Source organism: Bacillus sp. SD075, assembly GCF_017355165.1.
In the GTDB taxonomy this organism is placed as follows: domain Bacteria; phylum Bacillota; class Bacilli; order Bacillales; family DSM-1321; genus Peribacillus.
Genome location: NZ_JADILK010000014.1, coordinates 31,549 through 44,710, shown reverse-complemented (window position 1 = coordinate 44,710; position 13,162 = coordinate 31,549). Strand labels below are relative to the sequence as shown.

Annotated in this window: 12 protein-coding genes; 11 read left to right on the top strand and 1 reads right to left on the bottom strand. The window is 35.4% G+C overall.

The window, feature by feature from the left end; all coding sequences use genetic code 11:
• Position 1: 1 nt before the first annotated feature.
• The 6 genes from IOC57_RS12345 to IOC57_RS12320 all read left to right on the top strand — a co-directional run bounded on the left by IOC57_RS12345 (position 2) and on the right by IOC57_RS12320 (position 7,126).
• Positions 2 to 1,339 (top strand): UDP-glucose dehydrogenase family protein, encoded by a 1,338-nt coding sequence (locus IOC57_RS12345; protein WP_207439004.1) that lies wholly within the window; start codon positions 2 to 4, stop codon positions 1,337 to 1,339.
• A 386-nt stretch (positions 1,340 to 1,725) separates the two neighbouring features.
• Entirely contained in the window at positions 1,726 to 3,216 is a 1,491-nt protein-coding gene (locus IOC57_RS12340; protein WP_207439003.1) for a glycosyltransferase, read from the top strand.
• Positions 3,203 to 4,384 (top strand): hypothetical protein, encoded by a 1,182-nt coding sequence (locus tag IOC57_RS12335; protein WP_207439002.1) that lies wholly within the window; start codon positions 3,203 to 3,205, stop codon positions 4,382 to 4,384. Before IOC57_RS12340 ends, IOC57_RS12335 begins: the two co-directional genes overlap by 14 nt.
• Before the next feature lie 426 nt (positions 4,385 to 4,810).
• On the top strand, positions 4,811 to 5,815 hold the full coding sequence (locus IOC57_RS12330; RefSeq protein ID WP_207439001.1) for an NAD-dependent epimerase: 1,005 nt from the start codon (positions 4,811 to 4,813) through the stop codon (positions 5,813 to 5,815).
• A gap of 421 nt (positions 5,816 to 6,236) precedes the next feature.
• The gene (locus tag IOC57_RS12325) at positions 6,237 to 6,623 is read left to right on the top strand and encodes a DUF192 domain-containing protein (protein WP_207439000.1); all 387 of its coding nucleotides are present in this window, start codon (positions 6,237 to 6,239) and stop codon (positions 6,621 to 6,623) included.
• Between the two features lie 83 nt (positions 6,624 to 6,706).
• Positions 6,707 to 7,126 (top strand): aminotransferase class III-fold pyridoxal phosphate-dependent enzyme, encoded by a 420-nt coding sequence (locus IOC57_RS12320; protein WP_207438999.1) that lies wholly within the window; start codon positions 6,707 to 6,709, stop codon positions 7,124 to 7,126.
• Between the two features lie 495 nt (positions 7,127 to 7,621).
• Here IOC57_RS12320 and IOC57_RS12315 read toward each other — a convergent pair whose 3' ends face one another.
• Complete coding sequence (locus IOC57_RS12315) at positions 7,622 to 8,812, bottom strand: MFS transporter (protein WP_207438998.1); 1,191 nt, start codon at positions 8,810 to 8,812, stop codon at positions 7,622 to 7,624.
• A gap of 306 nt (positions 8,813 to 9,118) precedes the next feature.
• On the opposite strand from IOC57_RS12315, the gene IOC57_RS12310 reads away from it, so the two are divergent.
• The 5 genes from IOC57_RS12310 to IOC57_RS12290 all read left to right on the top strand — a co-directional run bounded on the left by IOC57_RS12310 (position 9,119) and on the right by IOC57_RS12290 (position 13,088).
• Positions 9,119 to 9,346 (top strand): hypothetical protein, encoded by a 228-nt coding sequence (locus IOC57_RS12310; RefSeq protein ID WP_207438997.1) that lies wholly within the window; start codon positions 9,119 to 9,121, stop codon positions 9,344 to 9,346.
• Positions 9,347 to 10,032: 686 nt separating this feature from the next.
• The gene (locus IOC57_RS12305; RefSeq protein WP_207438996.1) at positions 10,033 to 10,431 is read left to right on the top strand and encodes a hypothetical protein; all 399 of its coding nucleotides are present in this window, start codon (positions 10,033 to 10,035) and stop codon (positions 10,429 to 10,431) included.
• A 580-nt stretch (positions 10,432 to 11,011) separates the two neighbouring features.
• Entirely contained in the window at positions 11,012 to 11,473 is a 462-nt protein-coding gene (locus tag IOC57_RS12300; RefSeq protein WP_207438995.1) for a flavodoxin, read from the top strand.
• A gap of 183 nt (positions 11,474 to 11,656) precedes the next feature.
• Complete coding sequence (locus tag IOC57_RS12295) at positions 11,657 to 12,283, top strand: hypothetical protein (RefSeq protein ID WP_207438994.1); 627 nt, start codon at positions 11,657 to 11,659, stop codon at positions 12,281 to 12,283.
• Between the two features lie 646 nt (positions 12,284 to 12,929).
• Positions 12,930 to 13,088 carry a hypothetical protein gene (locus tag IOC57_RS12290; protein WP_396020808.1) on the top strand — a complete coding sequence of 53 codons (159 nt, stop codon included), beginning with the start codon at positions 12,930 to 12,932 and terminating at the stop codon, positions 13,086 to 13,088.
• Positions 13,089 to 13,162: the final 74 nt, after the last annotated feature.

The following is a 13,162-nucleotide window of genomic DNA, read 5'->3' as shown; positions in this document are numbered from 1 at the left end:
TATGAAAATAGCTATTTTGGGTACAGGTTATGTCGGACTGTCCACTGGTGTTTGTTTGTCAGAAATAGGGCATAGTGTCATTTGTATCGATACAAATGAACAAAAAATTAAAAGTCTATGTCAAGGGATTTCTCCAATATATGAACCGGGTCTTGAGAATTTGCTTGCTCAAAATGCTGCAGCGGGTAGATTGCTATTTACAACATCTCATCGAGAAGCGCTAAATGGTGCCGAGATCATCATCATTGCAGTAGGAACACCGCAATTGGAGGATGGAGGAGCAGATTTATCGTATATTGTGCAAGCCGCGAAGGATATTGCTGCGAACTTGGTACAAAGTTCAGTAATCGTTATAAAAAGTACTGTGCCAGTTGGTACGAATGATGTTATTAAAAACATTATGGAGGAACTTTGTAACGAAAGCGTCACTTTCAATATGGTTTCAAATCCTGAATTTCTCAGACAAGGGTCAGCAGTCATGGATACGATGCAAGCAGATCGAATCATCATTGGATCTGAAAATGATGGGGCGGCTAAGAAAGTACAAGAAATGTATCGTCCGTTAAATGTACCATTTATCCTAACAAGTATTAGAAGTGCGGAAATGATTAAGTATGCATCTAATGCCTTTTTGGCGACTAAGATTAGCTTTATCAATGAAGTTGCAAATTTATGCGCAGTAGTAGGTGCAGATGTTAAAGATGTAGCAAAGGGGATGGGAAAAGATAAAAGGATTGGAGAAGCTTTTTTAAAGCCAGGTATTGGATATGGAGGATCTTGTTTTCCAAAGGATGTTAAAGCGTTGCTTCGTACTGCCAATTTAAATGGAGTACATTTTTCCCTGTTAAAAGAAACAGTAGCGATCAATGATTTTCAGCAGGAACTCCTTGTAACGAAAGCAATAAATCGCTTGGGGGATTTAAAAGGGAAGAAGATTGCAATGCTTGGTCTTGCTTTCAAGCCAGAGACAGACGATATGAGGGAAGCGCCATCAATCAAAATTTCGCGTTCATTAACCAAACTGGGAGCAGAAGTGGTAGCTTATGACCCGGTTGCAATAGGTAATGCGAAGAACATATTAGGAGATACAATAAGATTTGCAAGCTCAATCAGCGAAGCGACAGTGGATGCGGATGCTGTATTTATTGTTACCGAATGGAATGAATTTAGACATTTAGATCTGGAGAAATTGATGAATACAATGAGACAACCGATTGTTTTTGATGGTAGGAATTTCCTTGAAGAAGATCGAATCAGAGCGTGCAAGAAAATTGAATATTATCCAATAGGAAGACCAGCAATTGTTATGGGTATGACATCAAGCGATAACATTTTTTAACACTTCATTAACTCGAACATGATTTTTCAAAGACATATTTGAGGTGAACGTAACCATTCAGAGAAGCAGTTGTTATTCTTCAGGCGGGCAAACTGGCAATGCAGCACCTTTGATAGTTCTTGGGTGCTTTTTTATATCTAGAAACATCATCGAGCATTAGAACCAAAGATCAACATCAATTATAAACACGTTGTATCATTATCATGGTTTGCAAATAATCTGTGTCATAGCATCTACTTCAATCCCCTTTGTATTAGGCAAACGCATACTCCCTGCCATTTAGCTTTACTGAATGTTATTAGTCCATGCGTACCTATAGGGTCCTGCATAATATACTTGAAAAGGTCGAGGAAGTTTGCTTAATACGCATGAAAGGAGAAATTTATTTGCACACAGTTATGCATTTGAATTTAAGAGTTGACCCGACCCAATATATCTCACAGATTCGAGAAGTTCCTGATTATGATTATATTCATATGGTACGACAACCTAAGTATATGATTGACCTTTCCCTTTTAAATGAGAAGGTCCATTATCTCAATGAAATTTTCTCACCAAAAGAATATGTGAAAAAAAATAATATCTCCCTATTACATGCTCACCATGGTCAATTAGGGATGTTATTACTTCCTTTTAAAGAAGAAACAGATCTTCCGTTGGTAACAAGTATTAGAGGCAGGGATGCAACCCTAGCCAATCAGCCTATTGGTTATCTAGATAACATGAAAATGTTATTTGATCGAGGTGAGCGCTTTTTTCCAGTTTGTCAATATTTAGCGGATAGGTTAATTGCTTGGGGTTGTCCTTCAGAAAAAATTAGAGTGTTATATGGGGGCGTTGACCTTAACGAATTCAAATACCGTACTCCACATAAAGGGGGTTCTCAAAACATTTTATCCATCGGTAGGTTGGTGGAAAAAAAGGGACATCACATTTTAATGCAAGCTTTTCAAAAAATCAGAGGTAAATTTCCAAATGCAACCCTGACGATCATCGGAAGAGGGGAGCTTGAAGAATATCTCACTTCTTTGGCAAATCAACTTAATTTAGGGGACTCTTTTCGTTTATTATATCATCTCCCTAAAGATCAAGTACGAGAACAAATGACCCATGCAGATATATTTTGTGCCGCGAGCTTGGAAGCTGTCGATGGAGATGTAGAAGGTATACCTAATACATTAAAAGAAGCTATGGCGATTGGGGTACCAGTGATTTCGACCAACCATGCCGGCATCCCTGAACTTATAACCCATAACAAAGAGGGGGTTTTAGTACAAGAAAACAATGTAGATGAACTGGCAGAGGCTCTTGAATTTATGTTAACCAACAGAGATAAATGGGAAACATATACAGTAGCGGCTCGTCAAAAAATTGAACAAAACTTTAACCTCGTCCAACAGCTTCAACAACAAGCTGAATTTTATGATGAACTTGTTGCCCCTTATAAAGTACGAAAACAATATTTAGTAACACCTCACCAAATAGATAAAGAAGCCATTAAGGAGACTGTACAGTCTCAACAGCAAGGTAAGTATGATCGTGAAACAAAAGTGCCTAGAAAAAAAGCCGATTTAGCCAGAAAAGCCCTTGTTTATATGCAACAGCTCCAACAGCTTCAAGAGCTTCCACAGCACCAACAGCTCCAACAGTTCCAACAGCAGACTAAAGACAAAATCAAAGCTAAACTTATAGCATCTAATAATAAAGATAAAATTCAGCAGAAGGCTACTGAAGGTAATGGTGAAACAATGGCATCTCGTAAAAAAGAAAAAAAGGCTCAAAAAGCCGAAAAAGTCAAAAAAGCCCTTAATAAAATTCAACAGTTTCAACTGGCGGCCATGGATGAGCAGTTAGGAGGAGATCATGGAGAATTTTAAAGCCATTACTGTAACCAAAGGTGAAAAGTCTCTGGAAATTCACAATCCCACTACCTTTTCGCTGATTGGAATGGGAGCTCAAGGTGCAGTATTTAAACTTTCTGAAGATAAATGTGTAAAAATCTATTCAGACCCGGTTCAAGCGAAAATGGAGGAAGAAGCTCTTGAAGCTGGAAAAGATCTACCCTTTATGCCTTTGGTATATGATACAGGACCAAACTATATAGTCATGGAATATTTTAATGCCCCAACCTTAAAAGAATACCTGAGAAATTGTACGTATATCCCTGATTCTATAGTAAAGAAACTTCTCTATATATTAAGGGAATTAAAACAAGCAAAATTCACCATGATAGATGCCCCCCTACGCCATATTTTTGTCGTTGCTAATGAGGAACTTAAGGTGATCGACCATGTGAATTCCTTTAAAAGAATGCATCCTGTACCATTAAAATTATTAAGAGATTTAAAAATAATCCTTTTAAAGGACTCGTTCTTATCCCAAGTGAAAAAGCTCGAACCGGATACCTTCAATGAGTGGGAGGATTATTTCAATCAAAATAGTTTGGACTTTAAAAACATTCCCGTTTTCTCAGGAGGGGCAGGGAATGGAGTGAAAGTGGATAGCGCTATAACACAAACACTCATTGGAAAAGGGCATCAAGGTGCTGTTTATCGAGTGTCTGAAGAAACATGCGTCAAACTTTACGGGAAAACTGAACATGCAAGTCAGGAAAAAATGGTTCTTTTATCAAGTCAAGACTTGCCATTTATCCCGAAAGTCTTTGAAACAGGACCCAATTATATTTTAATGGAATATCTGTTAGGGCCAGATTTGAATACGTTTCTTAAAAAACAATCTGTGTTATCTGAGGACATAACAAAACGCTTACTCTATATATTAAAAACAATGGAAAAATCAGGTTTCAAACAAATTGATGCTCCATTACGGCATATTATTATAACCAGGAATGGTTTTAAATTAGTCGACCATGTGTACTCGTTTTCACGTGAACAAAAAAGACCTCTCGAGTTATTTAAAGACCTGCGAGAAAGAAATTTTTTAGATTCTTTTTTAGAACAAGTGAAGGCGATAGATCCAGGTACTTATGCTGAATGGACTAAAACACCAATCCCCTTAACTGAAAGTGATAATACGCTTGTATAGTCTTAGTTAGGTATCTGGAATCATAACGAAAAAACTTTAAAGGGTATTACTCCTATTTGTTGAAGTTTTAGTCATCACAAAAAAGGAGCCTATCAAAACCTATGGTGATTTTGCATTCAACGGTTTCCAAGATTGTTTTAGCTTAACCTTCATTCATAGGTGCTAGTTCACAGCGGATATAAGAGTGGAAAACTCATAAGGGTTAAAGCTTAAAAGGATATCATGTCATTGGTGGATTACGAATAAAACGTAAGTCTCTCCCCAATGGAGATTTAGAGTTTGCCTTCTCTTTATATCCGTCATGATGAACGAAGTTCTGTGGTTGTAAAAGATTCCGAAAGTATCAATATACAAATATGAATGTTTACTCAGTGTTCCAAAAAGGTGTCAAAAGCCTATTGTATAGAAAGGATTGGAATCAATACTATGAACATTTTAGTAACAGGGGCTGCAGGTTTCATTGGTTTTCATTTAACAAAACGTTTGATAGCCCAAGATATCAATGTTATAGGAGTAGATAATATTAATGATTATTATGATGTTTTTTTAAAGGAAAATCGACTCAAGATATTAGAAGAAAACCCTGATTTCGAATTCCATAAAATAGATTTGTTGAATAAAGAAAAATTAAATCAATTATTCATAGACAGAACCATTGATATAGTCATAAACTTAGCAGCTCAGGCTGGAGTACGTTATAGCATAGACAACCCGGATTCTTATGTTAATTCCAACCTAGTTGGGTTTGTAAATATCTTAGAGGTCTGTCGGCAAAATAATGTAAAGCACTTAATTTATGCATCCTCTAGTTCTGTATATGGAGCAAATACTAATATCCCCTTCTCAACCAAAGACCCAGTAAATCATCCAGTAAGTTTATATGCTGCCACTAAAAAGTCTAATGAATTAATGGCTCATACTTATAGTCATTTATATAATATTCCAACCACAGGACTCCGTTTCTTTACAGTGTATGGTCCATGGGGGAGACCCGATATGGCATATTACTCTTTTACTAAAAATATTATTGAAGAGAATACAATAAAGGTTTTTAATAATGGAGATATGAGAAGAGACTTTACTTATATTGATGATATTGTTGAAGGAATAATCCGATTACTTGATAAACCACCGGTTTATAATATTGGATGGGATAGAGCTAACCCTGATTCAAGTTCAAGTTATGCCCCATACAAAATTTATAATATCGGTAACAATAAGCCCATAAAATTGATGGATTTCATTAACACATTAGAGAAACTAATTGAAAAAAAGGCAAAAATAGAATTCTTACCTATGCAACCGGGAGATGTTAAGGAGACATATGCGGATATTGCCGATTTGCATGCAGATGTGGGATTCTATCCTTCAACAACAATAGAAGAAGGTTTAACACATTTTGTGAATTGGTACAAAAAGTACAATAAATAAAGTAGTGAATTTTACTGAGTGGGATATCAGTGGATAAAAAATAATGACGGGATCCTGCTTCAGCCTCAGATACAGATGCCATTAATGAAATGCTGAAAATCAGAAAATGTCTATGGGAAAACGATTGATGAGACAGATTTGAAGTGTATATGGCTAAGTAGTTCCATATAATTTAAAATTTGTAAGTTGATAAAAGGAACAAGTAATTTTAACCATGAAAATATGAAAATCCCATAGGAAGTCCTTAAGGAGTATAATTTGTCACATTTTCTCATGAAGTCCCTTACACGTAATTCTTCAAACGATCCTTCACTCAAATTAAATCTTCTGTTTGAAAACTACTTTAATGATTGTTCTGAAGACCTACCATACAAAGACATTTTTCTTCCCTGCTTATAATATTACTCGAAGGTGAGTGAACATGAAAAATAGAATGAAAACAAGAATGTTAAAAATACTCGGTGGAAACAAGGAAATTATATTAACCGTTCAAGTTGCAGATACTCAAAGAAAAATAGAAAAGGGCTTAATGTTTGTTGAGAAATTGTCCGAAAATGAGGGGATGTTATTTGTGTTTTCAGAACAAATATATGGTGGATTTTGGATGAAAAACACATTTATTCCTTTATCAATTGCTTTTCTTGATTCAGATGGTGAAATACTAAAAATACTTGATATGAAGCCTTGTAAAAAGGATATATGCCCTACCTATGATCCGGGACTTTTTTATCGTTATGCAATTGAAGTGAATCTTGGATGGTTTGAAAAGAATCAAATCAAAGAAGGGGATTATGTAAAGTTTGATTGAATTCATATCAACTCACCTCTAAGAAACTAGACGTGAGTTTTTTTTGATATTTATGTTAATGTTATGGCGAAGATTGAGAAAAATTGGTCATCCGACCAACTGCATGTGCTGTCGCTTCAAAAAATATCCAAGTTATTGAAGAAGAAAATTTGATTGAAAATGCTAGATTGATGGGTGAAGAGATGTTGAAGGGATTTAAGTGGATTCAACAAGAACAAAATATTGTTGGAGAAGTACGGGGACTAGGATTATTAGGAGCAATTGAATTAGGAAAAGGGAAGAGTACAAATGAAAGGTTTAATAACCCTCTTGCTCCTTTGGTTGTTAAAGAAGCTGCAAAAAGAGGATTAATGTTTAGATCGGTTATTTTTGAAGGCCAAGATACGCTTGTATTCTCCCCTCCTTTAATTATTAATAAGCATGAGGTTCATAAAATGATAGAAGTTATATCTGATTCTATATCTGCAGTTAAACTGAAGCATAACGAAAAAGAGCTTATCTAAAGTATTAAAGAATTGATTCAGGGAAATGAGAAAGAGGGCATTAATTCATGAAATAATTTTTCATATGATTGAGAATTTTATATTTCTAGCGAATGTTTTTTCCACTCGAACCGTAAACTTGCTACTAAATTGAAGGAAGAAATAATAGGGAATTATTGGTGGGGTATTTCGATAAAGGGGATTTTTTGATTAACTAGGTGTGAGCTTAACATAAGTACATGAGGATTTATAATGTATTTTTAAAGAACAAAAAATTCGATTCTAAGATCAATACTTCCTTTAATCAGAAACAATGATCTTGATAAGGTCTTTTGCAATTGTCCGCTTAATTTTAAGAGGTAAGCACCTATACCTATTTTAAAAAGAAGTATCAAAAAACAAATCAACGTTTTTGATACTTCTTTCTTTATTTTTATTTGAAGGATTAACTGTAATCTCGTTTATTATGCCATGTGAGGTACCATAGGAAGCATACCCATGTACTCGTATTTTCTCTTATGCTGGTTTCTTTTGTTTTTGGTCTAAGCGGTGACTTAGGAAAGTTAGAAGACTTGCAGAGATAGCAATCAGCCCACCTACCAATGTCACATTCATCAAATCCCCCTTATGGTAAACAATCCCACCTAATGCAGAACCGAAGGCGATACCTACATTACTTGCTACTGGCATCAGTGAAGCAGCTAGTCCTGTAGCTTTTGGTTGATAAATACCGGCAAGATCTATCAAATAAAGCTGGGTTGATGTTGTCAAAAGGATGGCCATTAATGACATCAAGCTAATATTAACCAATCCAAAAATAAAATTACCTGTGGTCCAATATAAACTGATCAGAACAATGGCTTGCACGAGAAAAACAAACCGGAGGCGACCGATAGCATTGTAGCTGGCAATTTTACCAGCGAGTATGTTGCTGAAAATGGAAATGAATCCGTAGCCAAATAAGATCAAACTGATTGAACTACCTGGAGCGTTCATTCCTTTAAGGATCGGAACAAGATAGGTATAAACGGCATACGTTGCTCCAAATCCAAGAGATGGAATGAAAAAGGCCATTAAGATTCGCGGGTGTGTTAACAATGAAAATTGCTCACGCATTGAACTGCGAAATGTACTGTGCATAGTAGGCAAAATGAAGAAAGATGCCAAAAACGCAATTCCACCAAGAAAAGTCGTTAACAGGAAGGTTGCATTCCAGTCGTACCAATCAGCGATGACCGTCCCTATTGGTACTCCAATTACGTTTGCAAGAGTAAATCCACCAAAAACGAATGATATAGCAAGTCCACGTTTTGCGATTGGCATGGTTTCGCTTGCAACAATCATGGCAAGCGAAATTAAAACTCCTGTTACGATCGCAGTCATCATTCGAAGTGCAAGGAGCATGATATAGCTCGTCGAAATCACGCACAAAGCATTCAGGATGATGAAAGTACCTATCAAAAACAGCATCCATTTACGTTTTGGAAAATGGCTTGTTGCCGACATCACGATTGGTGTGGCAATGGCAAACGTAATCGCAAATGCAGAAACGAGTGTACCTGCTTTTGCATTTGTCATATGGAGACTCGAGGAAATATCGGTCAAGATACCGATAATAACAAATTCGCTTGTCCCGAGAACGAATGTTAATAAAGTAAGTGTTAAGATGAGTAGCCAATGTTGCTTGGATAATTCTGTGGCGTGCATAAATACCTCTTTTCTTAGATGAATGTAAATGTGTAACAGGGTAGATAAACAATTTAACTATCATACCATAAACCATAAAATATTTTTACAAGGAAAATCCTTGATTAGTTATCGTTGTATTTTTCTTCCTAAAAAGCTTGTGCCTGAATCATTCACTAATTTTACCGTAACCTGTTTTGTTATAAAACAATAAAAGAATCCCAAACGGATTAATAATAAGGAAAAGCATAAGGGTAACAAGATGAAAAAAAAATAATACACTAATATCGGAGAAGACATAAATCAAACAAGAAGGATGGGATCCTGATGATTGATGAAAATAAACAAAAAAACAAACGGGAACAATGGAAAAAGCAAGTCATGGATAATTTGAAGAGAGAAGCTGTCAAAAATATCATAGCAAGAACGGGAGACATAGCAAGATTAAATGCTAAAGTCAATAATACTTACACTGTATACATCAAGGACGGAAGGGTGATAAAGCAACCGACAAATGGGAAGTGTATTGTCATTAATGGGAAAGTCCAAGGGTAAAATTTGTGAAAGAAGAGAGAATGCGCATTTTAGAAGGCAAAGGTATATTGCGGTTGGACCACGGTAATGGGTGCAGGGCCACAACAAAGCTCCGGTCGCTAACACTTGAACAAACGGATCAGATTGGTAAGATTATGAAATATTTTTCTTGAACTAGCGAGTGCTTTCGTATTATAGGGTCAACCAGTTAAAATTACTGGTTGACCTTTTTTAATAGAATCTATTATATCAGTGGATAAGGTTTACATTTTTCACCTGCTTTCTTACCTTCCAAGATGGACACATCCACTCCAAAATCATTTTTAAAAACCTATCTAATAACGTAAGATGGCTCTGGGCAGCAGTCGCTAGGCATCTGTTTTTTTCCGAGGCAGCAAAACAAAAATATGAAAAATTGGCTAAAACAGATTGACAGTGATAATCATTATCATATAAAATACTAAATGAAAATGATTATCAATTTCAATTGATTTTCTTGCAAATTCCTATTGCATGTCAATAAAAAGAATTTCGAATGTAAAAGGCGGCAATATTGAATAAACCGTTAAGAAACAGGAAGAAAAATTAAAAAAATAAGTCAAACTTAACTGAATAGACGATAACTCTGACAAAAACAGTCTGACTGACAAAGAGCTAAGAATGAAGAAGAGATAAAAAAACTTAATGTGAGTGAAGGAGGAACACGTATGAATGAAAATTTTATAATATTAGAGCTATTTCAGCATCAAGTAAGCTGCTGCTGCCCGGGGCAAAAGCACCAACATAGGATTGAGTTTCTTCAGGGTGATGTTTGGACAATGACAAACGAACGGAAGTACGTTGATTGCCTAGGATGGCACTCTTTAATAGTTGTCAACAACGAGTTTCAGTTTTTTATTCATGTGGATGATATTGAGGAACTGTATTCCAAGGGTAGCATTTGCTCCATTTTGGATTTGGACCTAAAAATTAACCATTTGAACTTTAAAGTAAACGAAGCACTCGATTCACATGATAGGGAGTCATTTCTTTCATTTGCCGATGAACTGAGCAACATACAGAAAATAAAGAATAAAATGAACTCTGGAGATGTACATGTTTTTTAAGAAAACAGGGCCATTTCATGAACATATGTAAAGTAATAAAAAAAATCATTCAAGAAGAGACTTCTTTTTAAAAGGACCGTTCAGCAAAAAGGAAGGGAAGTATCTATACAGTTTTTTCAATGGACTCGTGTTGCTATATCCAAAAAGCAATGTTTCCGTTATTAGAGATTGACTTTTATATGTCATGCCCTTGTTGTAGTGTGAGCTGTTATGACAATGGTTACCCTGAAGAAGTTTAAAAATGGTAGAGGCAGGATGTGGATAAATATGCCGCTAATAAGGAAGACCACATCAATGCCAGTAAATGATCATTTTTTAGGAATCCCTCTTAATCTCCAACTAAAGAAAAAATGAGAAAAAAGGAATGCCAATAACATTTACATGATTCTCGAATTAATTAATTTTGTTTACCGTAATTTACCGGCTTTTAGGAAAAAGCATCGAGCCCTACTTTTTTGCGAATAGGTCCAGGAATTTGATTTACTAAATTTTGATGAAAAAGTGATAACGAACGAGTAAGTGGATTAAAATTTTTATTGATAATTGATATTAATTATCATTTATGGAAAGGGAAATTATCATGTCTAAAATCATTATAATTTTTGCCAGTATGAGTGGAAATACAGAAGAAATGGCGAATGCCATTGCAGAGGGAATCACAGAAATCAGTGGTGTGAATATCGAAAAGATAGATATAATGGAAGGTCCTGAAGCCTCCAAACTTGAGGAGTACGATGGTATCTTATTAGGTGCATACACGTGGGGAGATGGAGAATTACCGGATGATTTTTTAGACTTTTATGATGAAATGGATCATATTGATCTAACAGGAAAGAAAGCTGCAGTCTTTGGTTCCTGTGATTCATCTTACCCAAAATACGGTGCAGCTGTAGATATTTTAACCGAAAAATTAAGGGAACAGGGTGCTGGTATTGTCCTAGAAGGGTTAAAAGTAGAATTAACCCCAGATGATGAGGATATCAAAAAATGCCAAAATTTCGGGAGGGATTTTATAAAGAAAAGTTTTGTCCCTTCAATATAGAATTAGAAATTTTATGCGGAAAGAGTGGTGAAGGGAATGAGGGGTAAGGAATATCGGATTTCCATTGCTACATTAACTGATTACCATTTACAAGATTTTATAAGATGTCCTAATCAATTTTTCTTTCATCATATAGAAGGAAAAATCACAACTCAATTGAATTGGAGGAAGAGGGTTCAATTTGTGGTTGATCAAGTTGTAAGCCGATATTATAAACTTCCTCAAATAAGTAAGACGTCTAAGAAAGTTATGGAGTTCATAGATGATCATTGGAGTGCCCTTGATGTGCGTCAGTTCGAGTCAAAGGTTCACTATTATATGGTTCTTGCTAATATGACAGACCATTTACTCCAATTTTTAACTTCTGAAAAAATGGAAAACCCACCTTTATTTTTATATGAAAAGTTTAACATTAATATTGAGGAGTTAGGGACCGAACTTTCCCTGACTTTTGAAGTAGCGGAATGGTCTACCAACTCATTCATCATAAAGAAGTATTTAGTTGATACACATGAAGAAATGAACCTTTTATTTATTAATATGATTTCGGTATTTTGTGAGAAGGCATTTGGTCAATTACCGGAAAGAATAGAGATATTTTCGCTTATGGAAGGTAAAGTAGAATCTTACATTCCAACCATGAAGGATGTTTCGGACGGATTGGAATACCTCAACATAATCAAGAATCTTTTACAAGAACCCAAAAAGTATTTGAAAACGGGTTCCTTAACAGTTTGCAAAAGCTGTTCTTATCAAAAAAGCTGTTATGAAGGTATTAATATAAACCAAGAAAGATTTAATAGGCAATAATCGTGTACAGAAAACCTAGAATTATTGCGGTAGCGGATAAGGTTGAAAGTAAACAATTACTTAGATTTTAACCTCTTGCATATCAAAAGGTTATCTATCATTAAGCGGTTACAATTAGATAATTCGTTCTATTGAGCATCGATGTGAATGGGCAGATGGATAACTTTCTAACTGGAAATTACATAATTCACTAAATGCGGATTATTCCATTACGAGGATAATCCTATCACATTTTTATTCTAGTTTCTAATGCCCACACTATAGGGATTGGCTACCGTTTATTTAGCCTTACCAATTGACAGAAGTAGAGGAATCAAGATTTGAGACTTTTGGAATTTATCTAGACAACAGGAGATCGTAACGAATATGTATGTGGATAATAAACTTGAGTTCCATACCATTTTAGATCAAGTGTTTCCTGAATACAGGAAGGTTTTTTGGGATCTATATAAAGCACGTAATCAATCTTCATATGTATAATTCAGTTGCTTTTTCATTACCAGGGGACCTCTCTGATTTGGAAGATCGTATCGTATCGTATAGTGGCCCTGGGAAATGAAATGGAAGTATATAAGATCATCCATCGATTCCCGATATCGGACCATGTGATCACTCATCGGGTAAGTTTACGGCAACCATTAATCGTATGACTAAAAGAGGGTCATGCAGACTACGTCATTCCCTGTATCTTGCCGTACTATGCTGCATAAGAAGTCCAAGGAACAAAAACCTTAAAGTATTCTATGATAAGAAAAAATCAGAAGGAAAACCTGCCAAATTGTCAATCGTTGCCTTTTTGAATTAGTTGCTACATTATATAAACGCTTTATTAAAGAGAAAAGAAACATTCCTAGATTTAGCCTTATTAACGAATCTGTG

What these genes read in the sequence shown, in the direction of transcription:
- IOC57_RS12335 (WP_207439002.1), top strand. Translation starts at nt 3,203, where the DNA reads ATGGAGAATTTTAAAGCCATTACTGTAACCAAAGGTGAAAAGTCTCTG.
- IOC57_RS12300 (WP_207438995.1), top strand. Translation starts at nt 11,012, where the DNA reads ATGTCTAAAATCATTATAATTTTTGCCAGTATGAGTGGAAATACAGAA.
- IOC57_RS12330 (WP_207439001.1), top strand. Translation starts at nt 4,811, where the DNA reads ATGAACATTTTAGTAACAGGGGCTGCAGGTTTCATTGGTTTTCATTTA.
- IOC57_RS12315 (WP_207438998.1), bottom strand. Translation starts at nt 8,812, where the DNA reads ATGCACGCCACAGAATTATCCAAGCAACATTGGCTACTCATCTTAACA.
- IOC57_RS12305 (WP_207438996.1), top strand. Translation starts at nt 10,033, where the DNA reads ATGAATGAAAATTTTATAATATTAGAGCTATTTCAGCATCAAGTAAGC.
- IOC57_RS12325 (WP_207439000.1), top strand. Translation starts at nt 6,237, where the DNA reads ATGAAAAATAGAATGAAAACAAGAATGTTAAAAATACTCGGTGGAAAC.
- IOC57_RS12290 (WP_396020808.1), top strand. Translation starts at nt 12,930, where the DNA reads ATGACTAAAAGAGGGTCATGCAGACTACGTCATTCCCTGTATCTTGCC.
- IOC57_RS12345 (WP_207439004.1), top strand. Translation starts at nt 2, where the DNA reads ATGAAAATAGCTATTTTGGGTACAGGTTATGTCGGACTGTCCACTGGT.
- IOC57_RS12310 (WP_207438997.1), top strand. Translation starts at nt 9,119, where the DNA reads ATGATTGATGAAAATAAACAAAAAAACAAACGGGAACAATGGAAAAAG.